The 19,563-nt window shown below is 73.1% G+C and carries 7 protein-coding genes; 1 reads left to right on the forward strand and 6 read right to left on the reverse strand.

Annotated features, from left to right (window positions below):
* Window positions 1-245 precede the first annotated feature (245 nt).
* On the reverse strand, window positions 246-635 hold the full coding sequence (locus tag AB0C36_RS38095) for a hypothetical protein (RefSeq protein WP_358363309.1): 390 nt from the start codon (window positions 633-635) through the stop codon (window positions 246-248).
* Between the two features lie 537 nt (window positions 636-1,172).
* Here AB0C36_RS38095 and AB0C36_RS38100 point away from each other — a divergent pair.
* Complete coding sequence (locus AB0C36_RS38100; RefSeq protein ID WP_358363311.1) at window positions 1,173-2,528, forward strand: glycosyl hydrolase family 28-related protein; 1,356 nt, start codon at window positions 1,173-1,175, stop codon at window positions 2,526-2,528.
* Between the two features lie 93 nt (window positions 2,529-2,621).
* Here the strand turns inward: AB0C36_RS38100 and AB0C36_RS38105 are convergent, their stop codons facing one another.
* From AB0C36_RS38105 to AB0C36_RS38125, 5 genes are read right to left on the reverse strand one after another with little or no spacing between them, the layout of a single operon-like run.
* The gene (locus tag AB0C36_RS38105) at window positions 2,622-4,421 is read right to left on the reverse strand and encodes a hypothetical protein (protein WP_358363313.1); all 1,800 of its coding nucleotides are present in this window, start codon (window positions 4,419-4,421) and stop codon (window positions 2,622-2,624) included.
* Window position 4,422: 1 nt separating this feature from the next.
* Window positions 4,423-6,372, reverse strand: coding sequence for a hypothetical protein (locus tag AB0C36_RS38110; RefSeq protein ID WP_358363314.1), 1,950 nt, complete (start codon window positions 6,370-6,372; stop codon window positions 4,423-4,425).
* Window positions 6,369-10,820, reverse strand: a complete 4,452-nt coding sequence (locus AB0C36_RS38115) for a hypothetical protein (protein ID WP_358363315.1) — start codon at window positions 10,818-10,820, stop codon at window positions 6,369-6,371. Before AB0C36_RS38115 ends, AB0C36_RS38110 begins: the two co-directional genes overlap by 4 nt.
* Window positions 10,817-16,057, reverse strand: a complete 5,241-nt coding sequence (locus tag AB0C36_RS38120) for a hypothetical protein (RefSeq protein ID WP_358363316.1) — start codon at window positions 16,055-16,057, stop codon at window positions 10,817-10,819. The genes AB0C36_RS38115 and AB0C36_RS38120 overlap by 4 nt, the downstream gene beginning before the upstream one ends.
* A 1-nt stretch (window position 16,058) precedes the next feature.
* A complete protein-coding gene (locus AB0C36_RS38125; protein ID WP_358363317.1) occupies window positions 16,059-19,406 on the reverse strand; it encodes a DUF6603 domain-containing protein in 3,348 nt (1,115 codons plus the stop codon).
* Between the last annotated feature and the right edge of the window lie 157 nt (window positions 19,407-19,563).

Here is a 19,563-nt window from a genome sequence, read left to right on the forward strand (position 1 = left end):
ATATGGCTGCTGGGGTTCCTCTTCCGCAGCACCGGGGCAAGCGGCAGCCGCGGACGCTGGTACCGCTGGTGAACCCAGGCGTGGTCCCCGCCGGGCGCCGACCCAATGACGTGGTCGAGTAACGCCCGGCGGCCCGCCGCGGCCGCCTGGAGTGCCAGGCGGCCGGTGGGACCGCTGACGACACCGGGCGTGCCCGCGGTGTCCTCGTCATCGATCAGCCGGTGCTGAAGGGCCGCCCGGGCCGTTCAGCACCGGCTCTCGGGGTCGGACGCGAACTCGGTGACTTTCCACTGCCCTTCGACCAGGGCCAGTCGAGCGGTGGCGACGTGTCGCCACTCCCGATTCTGCTGAACCAGGTTCCCGCCGGCGTCCGTCGTTCGCAGTGCGGAGACGTCCTGGCAGTCCTCAACCGCGGCGGTTTCAGGTTCGCCCGTAGGCACCAGTGCCGTGACACGGGGCGAGTGCCGGATCTCGCCGGTGACGGTGAGGCCCTTGCGCCGCTGCTCCTGGGTGTCGGCGACCAGAGCTGCGCGCGCATCGCCGGCGCTCACCGCGGCGATGGCCGCGAGGTCGACCTGGCCCGTCCGCCGGAGTTGCGCCTGAACCTGACGCATCTCCAGGTACGCGGCGACCACTTGGGCGCGCTGTTGCTCCTCTGCCGTGGACGGTGACCGCGACGCGGTCTGTCCGGACACTTCATGCGGGTCGGAACTGTCCGAACACCCGGCAAGGGCCGCGGCAAGGGCCGCACACACAAGAACTGTTGGTGCGCGCATACGTCTCCCCGATCGACGTGGTCGCCGTCTGCCACAACAAAGCTGCCCAGTCCGACACCGCGCGATGCCTATTGGATGCGCCGCCCAGCCCCCGAAGGCCGACGAGCAGAAGAACGACGACCTGTAGAGACGCCCCCGCCCGGTCGTTCGCAGATACGTTGCGCACCTTGAAAACCCTTTGCCACCCAGGGCGTTGGACGCTTCAGGGCGAAGCATGACCCGCAGCCTGCCGCAACGCGCGCCCAGTGCGACTGTTTTGGGCTGGGACGGCGGCCGCGGTATCCAATGCGCGCGGATTGACGGTGTGCTGCTTGTCGCTGTGACACCTCGAACCTAACTTGAGCGCCTTCCAGCGCCGGGAACCAACTCCCGCGCCACCGAGGAAGGTTCCACGCCATGTCCGGTGATCACGCGCTGCCCAGCAGAAGAAGCTTCGGACGCCGGGCGGTGTCCTTGGGCGCCGCGGCCGGAGTCGGCGCGGTGGCGGTTGCGGCCACACAGTGGTCGGCCGACGCGGACGCCGCCGGGTCCACCTACACCGTCAATGTGCGTGACCACGGCGCGAAAGGCGATGGCAAGACCGACGATTCGGACGCCATTCGCGCCGCCGTCACGGCGGCGATCGCCGGGCGCGTCGGCGGGGCGGCGCAGAAGGACGTCTACTTCCCGCCGGGGAACTACAAGGTCACCAAGAAGGACACCCTGATGTGGTCGCCGACCGGCGGCACCGCGGACCAGATCTTCGGGCTCCGGTTCCGCGGTGCGGGGCCGCGTGTGACGAACATCGACTTCGCCACGGACTTCGCCGCGAACCCGGACCCGCGCCAGAACAACCTCATCACCGCTGCTGTGCGCCTGCGGTACACCTACTTCCTGGACATGAGCTTCCGATCGACGAACGCGAACAACCGCTTCGCGTACTACTGGTCGCGGGACGGCGACGACCAGGCGCTGCAATACCCCGAGTACGGTGTCGGCCAGAACCAGTACTTCGTGTACCAGAACGTCGAATGGCACGGCGTGTGGGACCGGGTCATCGGTATCGACGGTGACAAGCAGGCCAACAACAACAGCGAGCACCACTTCCTGATGTGCTCGACCGATACGCAGTCGCGCTACACGGACGCCTTCCTGCACTGCGGCATCACCACGCCGAGCGTCAACTCGCAGCAAAACCAGTTCCTCAACTACTTCATGATGGCGTGCAACTTCGCGCTGGCCGGCGGCGACTTCTTCCGCTTCGACCGGGGCGGCTCGATCAACGTCCTCGGCGGCTCGTGGTCGATGGTCGGTACCGACGCCGCGCGCTACTTCTACATGCCGCTCGGCAACGGAGAGATCACCGCCACCCGTCTCAACGTGAACGGCGTTCGCTTCGAGCCCAAGATGAGCCCCGACCAGAAGATCATCGACTGCGGCTGGGGCAACGGCAACGTCACCTTCACCTCGTGCTCCGACATGGCCGCCGTCCAGGTGCCCGGCGCGGCCAACCACAACTACCACCGCTACACCGGCTCCCAGAACCGGATTCCGATCGTCCGCTACCAGGACTGCATCCTGGCGGGATACCACCTGGTCGACAATCCGGGCGCGGCGCTCGCCAAGGGCAAGATGATCTACGAGGGCTGCCGCTTCTATCACACCAGCCAGGCGCTCAGTTCCGCGTCGGGCGCCGCCTTCCTCCGTTACACCGGTCCGACCGGCCGGTACGCCTTCCGCGACTCGTGGGACACCGCGGACCTGAGCGGCTGACCCGATCCCCGCTGTCGGCCACGAGTACCGGCAACGCCGCATGGTCTGCCCGGACGGCATTTCGGCAGGCGCTCCGACCGGTCGGAGGCCGCTCTACTGGCGTTGCGCGGTGTTGAAGAGCACGTCTCTGTCGATGTCCGGTGCCAGGGGCTCGACGTCGGCCCGGACGGCCTTGACCTCCCAATAGAAGCCGTGGGAGGCGTCCGGGCCGGAGAGGGCTCGGACGGTGAATCTGCCGTCCTCGACCGCCGAGGCGGCCAGCGGGAAGACCTCCTCGTCGTCGACGAACTTCGGGGTGAGTTGCACCGTTCTCCCCCTGCGTTGGACCAGGGCCTCGAAGTAGCGCGGTAGTTCGATCACCGCGCGGCCCTTCGCGAGGGTGGCTTCGCCTCGGTAGAAGACGGCGTTCTCCGGGCCTTCGAGGGCCGAGTGCACGAGGGTTCGTTTGGCGTCGAGCGGGTGATCGATGGCGAAGTGCTTCGTGCGGGCGTAGAAGGCGCCGTTGCCGTACATCTGGATCGGCCAGACGTTGGCGTCGGCGTTGCCGACGTAGAGGCCGCCGCCGGCGAAGACGTCGTGGGAGATGATCCCCCCGCCGCTCCACCCCGGGATCTGGCCCGCCTCGCGCTGCACCCCGAGGTTGCGGTGGACGTACAGCGTCCCGGCGTTGGGGTCGTTCGGGTGCCACGAGGACTCGACCCGGACGCCGCCCTGGTTCATCAGGTACAGCCGTTCGGGGCCGTCCACGTGGAGTCGCCCGCGGCCGGCCAGAATGTCGCCGAGCACGATGTTGCGGTCGACGTTCAGGCTGCCGGCTTCCGGGTCGGCCGCGTGCGGTCCCGTCGAGACGTACACGCCCTTGCGGTTCATCAGGTAGAGCCGGTCCGGGCCGTCCACGTGCAGCAGGCCCTGGCCGCGAACGGCCTTGCCCGGGCCGACCGTCACGTCTTCGGCCGCGTTCAGGGTGCGCAGCGACAGGTCGGCGTACGCCTGGCTGCCGCGCCCGTAGTCCAGGTTCGGGAAGTTCCCGCTGCGGTCCACCAGTTCGAAGCCGCGTCCGGCCCGGAAGCTGAGCTGGCCGTGCTGGACGCCCCAGCCGAGGAAGCCGAGGCCGGCCACGACCTGGTCGCGCTGGTACTGCGTGCCGCTGATGCCGCCCAGCAGGAGCATGCCGTCGGCGATGCGCAGGCGTTCAGCTCCGCCCTGCTGGAAGTCGATGGTGTCGTCCGCGTCGTTGGCGGTGCCGATGAGCAGTGTGGTGCCCTCGCCGCCGTGCACGTAGTAGCGGATGAACGCCTCGTCGAAGGCGCCGCCGCCGGGATCGCGGGGGAACTGGATGCCGGCGGTACCGCTCTTGCCCACCGTCGGGGTGATCGGCCCGGCCTGGACGCGGATGCCGGAGAGTTGGCGGGTGGACAGGTCGACCTGGACCACTCCCCCTTGGCGCTTCACGGTGCCGAGGACGACGTAACGCGGGTCGGTGGGCGGGGTGGCCAGCAGCTCCAGCCGTGCTTCCTCGACGATCCTGGTCTCGCCCTGCCCCCCTCCCTCGTCGCGCGATTCGGCGGCGTGCTCGGCGCAGTGGACGGTCGCCAGGTACGTGCCGTCCCCCGTCGGCAGCGTCACCCGGGTGTCCTCGGTCAGCACGATGGGCGTGCCGTCCTCGTCCGTGGCGACCCCGGCGGCGACCGTCACGTCGCCGCCGGACGCGGTCAGGCCGAGTCCGCTGACGACCCCGGCGGGGATCAGCTGGCGCAGGAGCAGGTGCTGCCGGGAGAGCAGGTAGTCCTGGGTCAGGCTGAGGTCGTCCGCGCGGAGGAACATCCGGCTGAAGTAGCGCGACCGCCGCATCGGCAGGGCGACTTGGCGGGCCTTCTTCCAGTAGATCGTCATCTCAGCTTCCCCCCTGTGAGGTGTCGGCCGAAGTGCCGTCGGAGATACCGACGGTGGGCTCGACGGACGTGGCGGTCGTGTCGACGGCGTCTGCGGCCTCTGCGGCCCCGGCGGTGTCGACGGCGTCGAACCGCAACCCGCTCGTGGCGATGCCGCCGCCGGTGCGCTTGGTTCGGCCGAGCCACAGATGTACCGAGCCGTCGGTCCAGCGGGCCAACTGCCATTGCCGGACCACCCGGACCCCCGAACGGCCGACCTCCTCTTCCGGCACGGCCAGTTCCACCAGGCGTCCCGGTGCGTGCGGGTCCTCCCGCCAGTCGAGCAGCCGACTGTGGCCGGTCACCGGGACCGGCACCCCCGAAGCGTCCACGACCTGCAACGGCGTTCGGTGCAGGCGGACTTGGTCGGGCCGACCGTCGGTCGGGCGGGGCACCAGCGGCACCCAGTGCGTGGGGACCGCGCTCGCCAGCGTGTACCCCGCCTCCGGCACCCCCGTACCGGTCGGACGCGCGGCGCGCCCCGGCGCCACGGCGCCGGAGTGCTCGCGATCCACCGGCCGTCCGGTCGCGCTGGTCACGACGCGCTCCACCGCCCAGCCCAGGTTGGCCATCTCGTCCCGGAGCAACCGGACTTCCTCGACCGGCGGGGAGGCCAACGCGTCCACGGCGGTGGGCGGCAGCACCAGCAGGGCGTCGACAGGCGCGCCGGTACGCGGCGAGGGACGGAACAGCGACCATCCCCGCCCGGCCGGTGCCGGCGGCACGAGAGTGCGTACGCCGAAGGTGTCGGTCACCACGAGCGAACGGATCCGGGTCACCGAGCCGATCGGCAGGTCGAGCGGCACCAGGAAGTGGTCGTTGGCGTAGACCGTGCCGTACTCCAGCAGCACCATCCGCGCGAGGTCGGTGCGGCCTGCCGCCACCGACCCCAAGTTGACGCCGGCGTCCTCGAGTTCCCAGAACCGGGTGGACGGCATCCCGGGATAGCCGACCGGGGTCGGCAGTACGGTGCGGACGACGTGCTCGACGTCCGGCTCGGCGTGCAGCGTACGGCCGGGCTCGTGGTCCAGGTGGTACCAGTCGAGCCGGTCGCCCCCGTATTCGGTGGCGCTGAGCACGACCTCGTCCTCGGTGTGGGCGGCCGCGACGGCGAAGCTGTACTCGAGCCGGTCCCGCTGCCAGGCGGTCCCCTCCAGGCCGGGCACGCTGACCGGCGGCAGGGCCTCGGGCGGCGGCCACGGCAGCCGCGGTGGCCGCTCCGTCGCCGGTGCCTCCAGTACGCCGGGGAGCTGCAGCAGGTAGCCGGGGTCGGGTTCGGGCGGCCGGGGCGGGACCCCGAGCCAGGTCAGCCACGCGGCGGCCGTGCCCTCCACCGCCTCGACGAGTTCGCCCGGTACGTCGAGTTCGGCGACGAGCCGGTCGCCCGCGCAGGCGTCCAGCAGCGGACGGCCGTGCGGCACCCGGCCGGACACGATCCGCAGGTAGCCGTCGGTCGACTCGTCCGCCGGACCGCCCGCGGCGGTCGGGAGCGGATAGCGCGCCAGCACCGCCGGACGCAGGGCCCCGGCCCCGTGCTCGGTGAGCAGCCGCAGGAAGACCCGGCCGGTCTCGGCCGCCCAGCGCAGGTCGGCCACCAGCTCCGCGGGCTCCCGTTCGACCACGGTCTCCAGGGGCGCGCCGGATTCCAGGGCGATCGACAGGTGGCCGTCGGGACCGCCGCGGTAGCGGGTGAACCGCGCGGCTTCGGCGTCCACGCGGGCCAGGATCGGGGAGCCCGCGTCCTCGCCCTGGAACTCGCCGAACTGCCACTGTCTGGCCAGTAGCCACAGCGGGTCGGCGATGCGGGCCTCCGACGCCGGGCTGAGGTCGGCGGTCCTGGTACGCGGCTCCAGCCGGGTCCACGTGGTGATCGAGGGCTGCGTCACGGGCTCCGTGGAGGGCGGCGTCGTCATGAAGTGCTCCCACCGGTCTCGGGCGTGTCTTCCGCGTCGGGCGTGAAGTCGGTGCTCAGCGCCCTCGCGTGCAGGTCGACCGGGAAGTACAGCCCGGGCAGGAACTGCCCCACCTCGCCGAGCGAGTCGACGTCGGCGGCCCGGACCCGGGCCAGGTCGTACGCCTCCTCGACGGTCTGCACGAGCCGGTCCGGGCGCCAGGCGGGGGTGCCGTCCCCGCTGACCGCGAGCAGCACCGCCTGGGGTGCCGCGGCCGCCGGCGCGTCGTGCTCGAACGCCAGCCCGGTGTGCCGCCGTTCGGCGGGGACCACCTCGGTCCACTCGTCCACCACCACGCCGCAGACCGGCTTGGTGACGTCGAGTTCTCCGCAGCCGACGACCACCAGGGAGAGCGTCTGCCGGTCCGTCGGCGGAGGGCTCTCACCGACCCAGTTTTCGCCCGGTGTGTACGGGAGTTGGGCCACCCGAACGGTCGGCGGCAGCTTCACCACCCCGCCGGAGTCGAGTGCGTCCGCGTACGTGAGCACCTCCTGAAGTCGGGCCAGCGCGGGGCGGACCCGGGCGTAGCGGGTGAGCCAGCGCAGCGCGGGGTGCGGGCCGCCGCCCCGGAAGGCGGGCCCGGCCGTCAGCGCGGTGCTCAGCTCGGCCGCCCGTGGGGCCCAGGCACGCGGCAGGATCGGCAGATCGGCGCCGAACAGCGCGTGCAGGCGGTCCAGTTGGAATTGCCGGCGGCGCTCGGCAGGTTGCGCCGGATCGTCGAAGTCGCCCTGGGAACAGCGGCATGCGCCGTCCCCGGTGCACACCCCCTGCCGGAACTCCCGTGCCAGTCGACAGTGTTCGGCCAGTCTCCGGGCCAGCTCCAGCCGGGCGACAGCCGCCGTCTCCGCGACCTGCTCGGCGCTGCCGGGGCCGGGCGGCGGCGGTACGGCGCCGAGCACACCGAATCCGGCTGCGGTGCGCAGCGCCGACCGCAACGCCGCCTCCTCGCCGCCGTCCAGCGCGGCCGCCGTCGCCTTGGCCAACAGCCAGGACTCGTCGGCATGGTGGACGGTGTACGGGTCGAAGTCCGGTGGTACGACGCTGCCCGGCGCGTCCAGGTCGGCGGCGACCACCGGCCGGGCCTGCGCGAGCAGGTCGCGTACCGCCCCCGCGGCCTGGAGGAATTCCCCGACCGAGACCCGCTCGGGCCCCCAGGCCGGATCGGCCCGGAAGTCCAACTCCGTTTGCTCGTCGATGCCTTCGACCAGCGCGATGCGCCGCTCCAGTTCGGCGTCGGCGACGTCGAGCGGCCGGGGCGGGGTGGCCAGTTGGTCGATCGCCGAGGCCTGGAGGAAGTCGAGGCTTCGGTCGCGGAACGGGCCGGGCGCACCGTCCACCGGATGCCGGCGGAACCGCCAGCTGATCCGGTTCGACGGCGGCAGCAGGGTGGCGGCCAGCGCGTCGGCGGCCGGACTGCCGATCAGCCGGGGTTGCTGCCCCCGGGCGGCAGGCCAGTCCTGGCGCAGCCGGTCGAAGCGGCTGTCGTGGTTGACCAGCAGCAGGACCCGGTGGGTGACCGCGATGCCGGTGTCCTCGGTGCGGACGAACTGCAGTTCGGGGGCGACATCCGCGCCGGCCGCCGCGTTGACGGCCGCCGCCGCCCGGGTGACGTTGCCGACGGTCAACTGGTGGACGCCTTCGGCCAACAGCGCGTCACCGACCGCGTCCACCGCGTCGGTCAGCGATGCGAGGACTTCTTCGACCGCGGTGCGGTCGGCCGCGGGCAGCCCGCCCAGCGCGGCGGCCAGGTCCCCCGAGCGGTGCAGCCGGTGCAGCTCCAAGCCGTCTGCCACCGCTTCGCTCTCCACCACCGGAACCGGCGTGGCGTCGGGGTCGACGCGATGGGCGCGGACCGGGGCGAGGAGCCGGAACAGTGGCAGGTACCGGTCGAGGATCCGGTCCGGGTGCTCGTGCAGTCCGCGCTCGAAGCGGCGGCCGAGCAGCAGGCCCAGCCGTTGGCCGTCGCGGACACCGTCCAGCAGTTCCTGGGCCAGCCGGACCCGGCGCGAGGAGAGATCGACGGCCAGCGGGTTGTCGTCCCCACCGCCGCGCGAACGCCAACCGCCGCGCAGCACCGAGGCGGTTGCGGCCTGCCCGAGCGAGGGCGCATGCAGATGGCCCTGCTGGTCGGGCGCGGGGTACAACTGCCCCGCGGGCACGCCCTCGGGGGGCGCGACCGAGGTCTGCGGCGGGTCCGGCCGCAGGTCGTGCACCCACCCGTAGCCGCCCAGGTGGACGCCGTCGGGCAACTCGGCCGGGCGCGCCTGGCGCTGCTGCTCCAGCCGACGGGTCGCCAGCGACGTGATCCAGGCGTCCAGCCGGTGGGCGGACAGACCGAGCGTCCCGGCGACGTGTCGTTCCAAATCGGCGCGGGGGCGGCGCTGTTCCGGCTCGGCCGCGACGTAGTCGTGGTGCAGTTCGGCGAGTACCGCGCGGAACTCGGCCAACCGCGCGGTGACCTGACTGTGCCGGGCGTCGGCTCCGGCGTCGGCGACGTACGCCCCGGCGGTCTTCCCGGCTCCCGGCACGGCCAGGTCGAGCCGGCGACGCAGCGTGGGGGTGGTCCGGCCGGGGAAGATGTCGACGAGTTCCGCCTCCGGCCGCCACCCGGCCCCGGGCAGCGGCCCATCGGGCGAGGACGCCAACAGCCCGACGGCGATGTCGTGTTCGGCGATCAGCGAGGCCCGCAGCAGGCGGTGCAGCAGCGGTCGCGGGCCCTCCGGCGGCGGGTGGTCGGCGGGCAGCCCGACCGCCGCGAGTGCCGCCAGGTAGGAGAGGTCGTCCCCGACCAGCGCGGTGCCGAGCCTGAACGAGGTGTCGGCGTACGTGACCAGGGCCAGCCGGGGGTCCTCCGGGTCGGCCAGGCCGAGTGAGGCCAGCAACTCCCGCGCGGGGCGCAGCAGTCGCGCGCGCCAGTCACCCTCCGGGTAGGAGCGGGTGAACCGCCACAGCCAGCTCACGTACTCGTTGCCGAGCACGCTGCGGGCCCGCACCTCGCGGACGCGGGCGTCGGTGGCCAGGATCTCCAGCATCAGCCGGTCCGGCTCCGCGTTGCCGGGGCGTATCCGGGGAACCGGCGAACGCAGCCACACCTCGGTCAGCCCGGTGAGCACCTGTACCGCCCGGGCCTCGTCGGGGCTCGTGCTCTGTCGGCCGCGCAGCGCGGTGACCGGCAGCAGGCCGTACGGCTGCGCGCCGATCCGCAGCGTCGGCAGCGGCCCCTCGGGGTGCACGTACCGCACGAAGTGCTCGGCGAGGGCGTCCGGGTGCGGGAGCCGGTCGAGGGGCAGCATGTGCCGGAACAGCCTGCCGAAGCCGGACGGCCACAGCGCGCGGCGGACCGGGCGGCCCAGCGCGCGGTCGGCGGACTCGCCGTGCGCGGCCCGGCCGAGCGCGGTGGGCGCCCCGGCCCGGACGGGGCGGCGGCGCACCGCGGCCAGCGCGTCGCCCGGCCGATGACCCAGCGGCAGGCCGAACGCGGAGGCGGTCAGCGCGGCCGCCGTCTCGGCGTCCTCGGCGGGCGTGCCCTGCCCGTCGGTCACTCGGGCCGCCAGGATCGTGGCCCGGGAGTTCGGGTCGTGGCCGGAAGAGACGGTCTCGGTGTTGTTGGTCGGGGTGTCGGGCGGCAGGAAGCCCAGGCCGTCGGTGGCCGCGTGCGCCTCCAGCAGTTCGGCCAGCCGGGTCGCGGTGGCCTGTGGCTGGGCGGTCTCGTCCACGCCGACGACCACCAGCAGTTCCACTTCCTCCGGGACGGTGGGCCGGTCCGGATCGGCCGGGGGGACGGTCAGGGTGAGTGCCATCCCCGCCGTCAGCGCGGCATCGAAGTCGGTCAGCCAGCGCATGCCGAGTTGGACCGGGGCACCGTCCTCCGGCGGCGGCGGTTCCGTCGACCGCGGGTCCGGGCCCAAGGCGGGGGCGGCCGCCACCGGAGCGGAACTGCCGTACAACATCTGCCCGCTGCGGGTGCGGGCGACCGCGTGCCAGCGGGTCGGCAGCGCGCGGGCGACCGGCGCCCTGCTCCACCGGCCCGGCCGGTCCAGCGGCTCAGGGTACGGGCCGCCGGGGAATTCGGGCTCCATCACCCGGGCGATCCACCCGGCTCTGGCGGCGCCGTACTCCCGGACCAGGTCCTCCCAGGCCGCCTCGCACCCCTCCCGGTCCTGCTCCGGACCCGGTTCCGGTTCGGACGGCCCGGTCCGCTCCCAGTAGCGGCGCCCGGAGTCCCGTTCCTCGACGGTCAGTTCCGGTTCGTGGGAGTCCACGTGGATCTGGTCGGGGTAGATCCGCACCCGCAGCTCGGTACCGAAGAACCGGGTCTCCAGCCGCACCGGGAGCAGCGCCACCGGGTACCAGGTGGACAGTCCCCAGGCGGTCTTGGGCACCGCCTCGGACAGCGGTGTGCCGGTCATCGGGTGGCCTCCATGGCGGGCAGCACGTCACTCGCGTGACGGGCGATCAGGACGGGGCGCTGGAGCGCGACACGGGCCATGTCGGCGGCGTTGCGGCCGTACTCGGCGCCGTCGAGCCTCCGCCCCGCCGGGCTTCCGTCGGGGTTGCGGCCCAGTCCCGGTGCGTACGGGGACAGGAAGCGCGCCCCGTCGGGGAGGTGCCCCCAGTGCAGTTGGTCCCAGTGCGTGCCCTCGAACGGTTCGGACGTCCAGTCCTCGGGCGGGAGATCGAGGCCGAACCTGGGCGCGGTGGGCTGCTCGCGGAGCACGAAGAAGCGGCCCGCGTCCCCGGCGGTCCGACTGGTCGCGCCGCGGGCCACCGCGGCGGTGAGCGGGAAGCCGAACAGGAGGAGGTCCGGGGAGAGCCAGCCGCTGAATATCGGAGGCAGGTCCTGGCCGACCGGGTCGCGGCCGGTCTCGCTGGTCCAGACGGCCTGACGCATCGTCACCACGGTGGAGGGGTAGCGCCGCAGCACCTCACCGCGCACCACCAGGATCAGCGCGTCCTCTCCGGGCGCGCCGACCGAGGTCAAGTGGCTGCCGAGGGAGCCGCTGCGCCACACGTCGTCGGAGAACGGCGGCAGGTCGGTGAGCGGGCGGTCCGCCGAACGTGCGTTGCGCACGTCCCAGAACTGCCGGAACCACGTCTGCCTCGGGTCGGCGGGGAACTCCCGCCACAGCAGCTCCCGGCTCGTTTCGTGGTTGAGCCCGACCATGAACGCCTCGATGAACCTGGCGTTGGCGGCCAGCGCCGTCATGGTCTCGGGTGCGACGGCGGGCAGGCCGGGCGCGACGTGCTCCTGGGCGAGCCCGCGGAGCAGTTCGTACGCCGGCACGTCGAAGGTCAGCCCGGCGAGCAGGCGCCGCAGGCTGTCCCCGCTGTCCCTGCTTGGCGCTCCTGCCCCGCTTGCCCTGATTGCCTCACCTGGCGTGCTTGCCGTGCTTGCCGTGCTCGCGCTGCCTGCCGTGCTCGCGCCGCCTGTCGCGCTCGGCCTGCTGACCGCGCCGAGCGCCAGCGCACCGGCAAGCGGACGGCCGCCGACCTCGATCGATTCCAACACCCGTGCCGGGATGGTCTGTTGCGGGTCCAGCCGGGCCCGGATCCGCTCGGCCGCCGAGCCAAGTTGCACCTCGTCCTGGCTGTCGTCCTGGGACGATCCGAACACCGACAACAGGTGCGCCTGGTGCGGAGCCGCGGCCGCGGCGAAGTTGGCGGCGGTCTTCGCCCGCAACTCGGCCAGCGCGGCGCGCAGTTCGGCCACCGCGAGGCCGGCGCCCGACACCTCGGCGCCCGGCGGTATCCGATGCGGCTCGTACGGGTCGCTCCATCGTGCGACCCCGGTGCCGGCGTCCAGGTCGAAGCCGATCCGGAAGGTCCCGGTATGGCCGGCGGCGGCACTCCCGGTGATCCGGTAGACGACCAGATCGGGGGCGCTCGTACCGGTCAGGTCGGTGACCGCCATGCCGGTCGCGGCGCTCGGTCCGGCCGACCCGTCCGCCACCGTGAACGGGCCGTGCCAGCCACCGACGACCTGGCCGCGCCGGTTGACGCCGCGGCCTACGCCGTACCGGCAGACCCGGGCGGCGCCGTCCTGTCCGTCCGCGAGCACCACCAGGTGCGGAGTCTGCTCCGCACCCATGGCGACCACGTCGACGCCGACGCCGTCGATCGCGGAGAAGGTCCACGGCGTCGGGACGGAATCCGTCCAGCCCCGGGCGGCCTGCCCGTCGGCGTCCAGTCCCCAACCGATCCGGTAGTACACCCGGTTGCGGTCCCGGTCCGGACCCGAGACGCCGTACGCGAGGACAAGCTCCAGTCGGCCGTCCCCGTCCAGGTCGGCCAGGGTCAGATCGGCGCCGCGCGCGTTCGGATGCAGCGGGTCCGGCAGCCGGAACGGGCCGAGCCAGCCGCCGGTCGGCACACCCTCCTCGTCCAGGGCTCGGCCGATCCGGTACTCGGCCACGCACGGTGCGCCGGCCGTGGGCTGACGGATGGTCAGGACGACCAGGTCCGGACGCAGCCCGCCGGTGACGTGCCCGACGGCCACGCCCAGCGCGCGGGCCCGGAAGTCCAGGGCCAGTGCCTCGCGCGGCGGCGAGAGCGAGTCCGGCCGGCCCTCCAGATCCGGGTCGTGCGCCGAGCCGATCCACAGCCGGCTGCGGTCCGGGTTGCTCTGGCCCAGCAGGTGTGCGGTCAGGAACGAGGAGAACAGGCCGGTACCCGGCAGCAGTTCGGGGCGCGTGACCGCGGCGGACTCCATCGGGCCGCTGCCGCGCGGGTCCAGCGGCACGCCATGGTCCTGCCAGTCGGTGCCGACCCGGCACGTGAGGCGTCCGTCGGCGGTGACCATGAAGGTCTCCTCGCCGGTGTGGCTGTCCCCGATGACCGGGCCGATCCGGCGCGGGGCCAGCCCGGCCGGGTGCTGCCAGCGCGTCTGGCTCCAGCTCCAGCGCACCCTGGACCGCCCGTCCGGCAGGTCCTCGTCCCACTCGCCGAGGGAGGCCACCTCCAGTTGCCCGGTCGGTGTGGAGACCAGCACGTTCACGCCCGGGGAGCCGTCCTGGAACACCTCCACGCTGTCCATGCCGACCGAGACCACGCGGTGGTCCGGCAGCGGGCGGCCGTGGTCGACCCACGCGTCGCCTGCCTGCCGCCCCAGGTTGCCGCCCGGGGTCAGGTAGAAGAACCGGTTCAGACGGTGCACCGCGCTGGGCGAACCCGTCAGCACCTGCGTGGAGTTGGCGGGGAACCATACCGGGGCGCCGTAGGGGTCGGGGCGACTGCACACGAACAGGCGGTTCTGGCTGGTCGCGACCCGGATGGACGTGGCATCGATCGGCCGCGGCGTGGCGAACAGCTTCTCGTACGGGGCGAGTTCGCCCGGCTTGCCGAGGGCACGCCAGATGCGAGTGGCGGTTTCGAAGACGTGCAGGCCTCCGTCACCGCCGAGCACGAAGACGCTGCCCCCCGCGGCGACCGGGCGGCTCGCCAGCCCACCGGGCGGCGCTCCGCAGCCCACCCACCGCCAGCGGTCGCCGTCCCAACTCCGCTCCCACAGAAGATTGTTGCCGGTTCGGACGTACACGCGGTCGGGCGGCACCGCGGTGGCCGAGGTGATCACCGGGCTCGTCGCGTTCGGCCGGCCGTGGTCCCGCCACGTCCAGGTCCCGGCCAGCCGCCTGCGCTCGAACAGCCGTCCGTCCTGGGACCTGAGGAAGAACCGGTCGTTGTCGAGCAGGTCTCCGCCGGAACTGCCGACCGCGGTCATCGGTTCGTCGGCGGCGACGCCGGCGAGAGCATTGGGCGGCGTGGAGGGATGCGGTCCTATCTCCGGCTGCGCGGTGTCGGACTCCGGCGCGGCGCCGGCGCCGTCGGGCTCCGCCGCGGGCCCGGCGTTGCCAAGTTCCTTCTCGGGTCGCGCCGTTGTCGCTGCGACCGAGGACCACGCCGCGGACGGGTTGCCGAGACGGTCGGGCCCGTAGTTGTCCAGCGGTTCCCTGGAGACGTCGCCGAACCCCATCCCGCCGTCCGGGAGGGCGGCGGCCGGGATCGCGCTGCGGCCCTCGGCCAGCCAGGCGGCCGGGTCGGCGGTGGGCGGTGCGTCCAGGCGGCGGGCAAGCGGCCCGCGGGGGCGGGTGAGGCGGCGCAGCGAGGACGAAGTGGTCGCCGCCACCCCGGCATTGCCGTTCAGGTCCGCATCCGCGGTCGATCCGTCCTCGTGCACGGGCCGGGTCAATGCGAGCAGTTCCCCGTCGGAGAACGCACGGCCCGGACGCGCCGGGTCGATCCGCTTGCCGTACAGCTCGGCCGCCGCGTCCCGGGCCAGCTGCCCCTGCATCAATTGCGCGTTGATGTCCACCAGTTCGGCGGCCCGCTGCCAGGCCGCGGCGGCCAGGTCCTCCTGATGCCGCTGCACCACGGCGGTACCCAGCGCGGCCGCGGCCCGGTAGCGGGGGTCGAGGTTGAGTTCGCGCAGCCACTGCGGCGGCGCGCCGGCCTCGGGCAGCCGTACCTCCTGGGCGTGCCCGATTCCGTACACCGGCGGTGTCAGCCACGCGTCGTGATTGCTCAGCAGGGTTTCCATGACGGCCTGCCAGGAGGCCTGCGGGTCGGCGGCCCACTCGGTCCGCCGCATCGCCGGCGAGGCCACCGCCCCTTCGAAGCCGAGCACCGAGACGCCGTCCACGCCCGGTTCGCCGACCGGCAGCCCGCTTCCGGCGGTGTTCAGGTCGACGCGGCGCAGCCCGACGGACTCCGGCAGGGGACGGCCCCGGAGCCGACGGACCAGCGACTCGAAGTCGCCGCCCACGCCGGTGGCGAACCGCCAGTGGTGGAGCACCGGCAGCGTCACCGACTCGGACCCGGACTCGGATCCAGACTGCGATTCGGACTCCGATCCCGACCCCGAACCCGTTCCCGAGGCCGATTCGGACTCCGATCCCGATTCGGACTCCGCACCCGATCCCGATCCCGAGTCCCCGAACGCGTCCGGGGACGAAGGTGTCCCCCAGGCCGGTCGCAGCACCCGCCCCTCCAACGGGGGTTGACCGAGCCCCGCCCGACAGCCCGCGTCGAACGCGGGCACCACTGCCGCCAGGTAGCCGACTCCGGGCTCCAGCCGACGCGGGCAGACCAGCCGCGACAGCGTCCGCTCCGGGTGCCCGGCGATCACGTCCGCCGGGTCCTCGGCGTCGTGCTCCAGCAGGAGTTGGGCGTGCGCCCAGGCCCAGGACTCGTCCAGGTCGGGCAGTTCGGCAACCGGCGCGGTCAGCCGGGGCAGTGCCCCGGCCGGGGTGCGGAACTCGACGCCGGGCGCGTTCTCCGGGACGACGACCAGCACCAGCCACGGGCGCAACCTGCCTTGGGCGTCCGGTCGGGCGGGGGTGAACTGCCAGGGCAGTTCGGGCGCGTCGAAGTCGACCGCGGCGAACAGCGAGACGTCCACGCCCTGCGCGTTCGGCTCGGGGAAGCACCGGATCACCTGCCGAGGGTCCAGCGCGGTGACGTCGCCGGGCCCGTGCACCGCCGCGTCGGTGCCCACGCTGATCGTCTCGGGGTCCGCGCCGCTCGCCGCCACCTCGACGGTGAGCCGTACCTCCCCGCGCTGCCGGCTCAGTGCACCGCTCAGCGGGTCCTCGTCGGCGAGTGCGCGGACCACCCCGTCGCGCACCCAGGGCAGAAACCTCAGCCCGGCCATCTCAGCGTCCCCCGCTCCCGGTCGTGGTCAGCCCGAGCCCCGCGCCGCCGAAGCGCGCCGGGCCGCTGTCCCTGGTCTTGGCGTTGGCCGCCGGGCCGTTCCCGGCGAACCCGGTCACCGGGGCGGCCGCGGCCGTGCCCGGCAGCGGCCTGCCCGGTGCGTCCGGGTGGTCGACGACCCAGGCGTCGTACGCCCCGTCACCGTCCAGCGCCGCGCTCACCGTGAGCCCGACGGCGGGCAGGTCGGTGCCGCCCGGCAGGCCGAGCCGTCGTCCCGTCTCCTGCCACCGGTAACCGGGCTGGTCGAGCAGTTCGTCCACGCCCAGGTCGTGGAACTGCCCCGGCGCGAACCGGTCCAGGACGGGATCCCCGACCGTTCCGGCGTGCCCGTCGCCATAGCCGAACGACAGGATCCGGAAGTGGTTCGGCCCCGAGACCCGTGCCGCGCCCAGCCGTTCGATCTCCACCCCGAAGGGCAGCACGTTCTGCCGGATGCCCAGCACGGTGTCGGGCCGCAGCACCAGTCGTCCGGGCAGCTCGGGCGAACGCAGCACCGCCAGGTCGCCGTTGCCGCCGGCCGTGGCCTCCCACGCGGAGGGCAGGGCGAGCGCGTCGCGCAGCCGGTCGACGGCTCGGACGAACGGCAGTTCGGGCGGCGCCGCGGCGCCCCGCTTGCGCGTGTCGAAGCTCTTGTCGACCTCCAGGAAGAGCAGCTTGAGCTTGACGCGCCCCCAGAAGCCCCACGGCTGCGGGCCGCTGACCCCGACCAGCAGATCGACCCCGAGCAGGGTCTTGCCGAAGACCTTCACCGTGACCCGCGCGCCCAGTTCGGCGGTGAACCACAGCGGGTCGAAGCGCATCAGCGCGTCCAGATGGGCATGACCCTCGATGTCAATCTTCCAGAACGTGATGCGCAGGTCGATCGAACCGCCGAACTGCACGCTGTTGCTGGTGATCGCGAGGTACGCGCTGATCCGGGAATTCCCGTTGTCGGACAGCGCGATGGTCAGCCGCCGCAGCGCCGGGAAGCCGACGGGAGGCCGGAAGGCGGGGTGGAACCCGCCGAGCGACAACGCGAACGAGGCCTCTCCCTGCCAGCGCGCCCGCAGCGCCATGTCCCCGGTGATCGTCCGGCCCAGGAGCTTGGAGTCGATCAGGCTGCCGTCCAGCGAGAATTCGCCCCGGTCGAAGTCCAGCACTCCGACGACGTCCAGGCGCAGCCGCCCGATCTGCTCGAGGTCGACGATCAGTTGCCCCAGCACCACCACCCTGACAGGGGTGGGCAGTTGGATCAGCACGGCCAGCTTGGCGGTGATCAGTTTCCCGAGCATCTCGCCCCGGGCCATCACGCCGAGCACGGTGCTACCCGGTGCGGGCGGGAGGAGCCGCCCCAGGGTGCCGATCACCGCCGGGGCGTCGCCGACCGGGTCGGCCGGGAAGAGCAGCGCGTCCAGAGCCCCGGTCCTGGTGGCGCCGCGAAGTTCCTCCACATCGGTGCGCCGGTTGTGGCCGACCACCACCCCGACGCCGTTGAGGAAGATGCCCCAGCCGAGCGCGATGCCCGGCGACCACTCGTACGAGGCGACGACCAACAGGGAGAAGAAGCCCTCGTCGGCAGAGTCCGGCGCCGGACCTCCGCCGACCGCCTTGGTGTCGAGGATCGCCACACCCTGCAGCCGCCAGGACGACAGCGCGGCCACGCCGCCCAGGCCGAGTTGGAAGACCCCGGCGTACCGGCCCTTGTCGCGGTCCAGGTAGAGGTGCCCGCCGCCGTTCACCGGCCCGGCGGAGACGGCCAGCCCGGCGCCGAGCGGCGGGACCAGGTCGAATCCGGCGTCCAGTCCGAACAGCAGGCCGTCGTCGGGAGTGTGGTGGAGCGCCAGGGCGATGCCGACCTGCTGGACGGTGGCGCTCACGGGTCCGAGGGCGGCGGTCAGGTCGACGGTGGCCGACAGCCGCAGACCGTCACCGTCCGCCGCGCCGCGTACGGTCAGGTCGCCGACCCGGACCGGGCCCAGTTCCAGGTGCAGCGGGAAGGTCCGCTCCATCCGCCCCGAGCCGCGCAACGTCAACCCGGTCCGGCTCGACCAGACCAGTTCGAGGTCGGTCTCGACCTCGACGATCCGGCCGCCGGTGACGGAGGAGATCAGCCCGTCCAGCGCCGCCGGGTCCAACACGACGCGCAGCGCACGGACTTCGAGGCCGACGGCGACCTCCCGCACCTCGACGCCCTCGGTCTCCACGGCGAGCCACGCCCGGGAGCCCCCGAGGGTCACTCCCGCGGTCGCCGGGTCACCGAGCACGGTGAGCGGCTGGGCAGGCCGGTGCTCCACGGCCACCGTGAACTCGCCCGAGACAGCCGTCCCGTCGGCGTGCGGTGCCAGGGAGCCGGGCCGCAGCAGCACTCCGATCGCACCGGAGGCGTCCGCCTCGGCGGTCAGTTCGACCCGGATGGTCGCGCTCGGCTCGAACACGGCTCGGGCCGCGCCCGCCGCGTACGGGCCCAGCAGCAGGCCGTTCGGGGCGGTGCCGGGCTCGGGCGGGACGGGGAGCAGTATGAGACCGGTCTCGGCATAGGCGGCCGCGTCGCCGTCGTGGCCCTCGACGGCGGCCAGCGGCATCCGCAGCACCAAAGGCGGCGGGGTCGGCATCGGGCTCGGCGGCGGGCCGAAGTACTTCTCGTACAAGGCAAGTTCGGGGACGGCACGGACCGCGGGAAGGCCAAAGGCCGCCGCCACGTCCTGAACCGCGCGCAGCAGCTTGTACGCGTTCAACCCCCCGCCCCAGCCGTAGGCGCGGTGCGCCAGTTCCCGCGGGTCGCCGACCAGCAGGACGAGGCGGTCCCAGTGCACCTCGGTGGCCTGGACCCCCGGGATCCGGTACGGGCTCGGCTGTACCGGCTCCCGGCTGATCACCCCGGTGAGCAGCAGCAGCGCGAACAGGGCCGGCTTCTCCCGGCGGAGCTGATCGGTGAGGAGGTAGCCGGGCAGTTCGGCGGCGAGCGATGCCCACAGCCCCGACTGGTTCAACGGCGCGGGCAGCCCCGTACCGTCCGTGGCGCTCAGCCCTTTCACGGCCGCGACCACGTCGCCGACCTGTTGGACCAGCGCCGCCCAGTCGCCGCCGTCGGCGAGGAACTCCCCGAGTGCTTCGGCGGCTTCGGCGAGCTGCTCGGCGACCGCGCGGATCGGTCCCAACGAGTCGGCGGCGAGGGGCCCTTCGGGCGGAACCCAGCCGAGGTCGAAGAGCAGAAGACGCAAGGCCGCCTCGTCGGTGGCGGCGGCGGTCAGCGGCGAGAGGGTGTCCAGCACCGCCCCGAGCAGGTCCTCCGCGAACGTCCGTACCCCCATGTGCGTTCTCCCCTGGGGCGATGGTCAAGGTCCGTCGAGCCGTCAAGCGGTGAAGCCGTGCATCCGTCGAGCCGTCAAGCGGTGAAGCCGTGCATCCGTCGAGCCGTCAAGCGGTGAAGCCGTGCATCCGTCGAGCCGTCAAGCGGTGAAGCCGTGC

This window comes from Streptodolium elevatio (assembly GCF_040649515.1).
GTDB lineage: Bacteria > Actinomycetota > Actinomycetes > Streptomycetales > Streptomycetaceae > Yinghuangia > Yinghuangia elevatio.

Excerpts from the sequence above, each read along its gene's own strand:
- AB0C36_RS38125 (WP_358363317.1), bottom strand. The coding sequence starts at position 19,406 with ATGGGGGTACGGACGTTCGCGGAGGACCTGCTCGGGGCGGTGCTGGAC.
- AB0C36_RS38110 (WP_358363314.1), bottom strand. The coding sequence starts at position 6,372 with ATGACGACGCCGCCCTCCACGGAGCCCGTGACGCAGCCCTCGATCACC.
- AB0C36_RS38100 (WP_358363311.1), top strand. The coding sequence starts at position 1,173 with ATGTCCGGTGATCACGCGCTGCCCAGCAGAAGAAGCTTCGGACGCCGG.
- AB0C36_RS38115 (WP_358363315.1), bottom strand. The coding sequence starts at position 10,820 with ATGACCGGCACACCGCTGTCCGAGGCGGTGCCCAAGACCGCCTGGGGA.
- AB0C36_RS38120 (WP_358363316.1), bottom strand. The coding sequence starts at position 16,057 with ATGGCCGGGCTGAGGTTTCTGCCCTGGGTGCGCGACGGGGTGGTCCGC.
- AB0C36_RS38105 (WP_358363313.1), bottom strand. The coding sequence starts at position 4,421 with ATGACGATCTACTGGAAGAAGGCCCGCCAAGTCGCCCTGCCGATGCGG.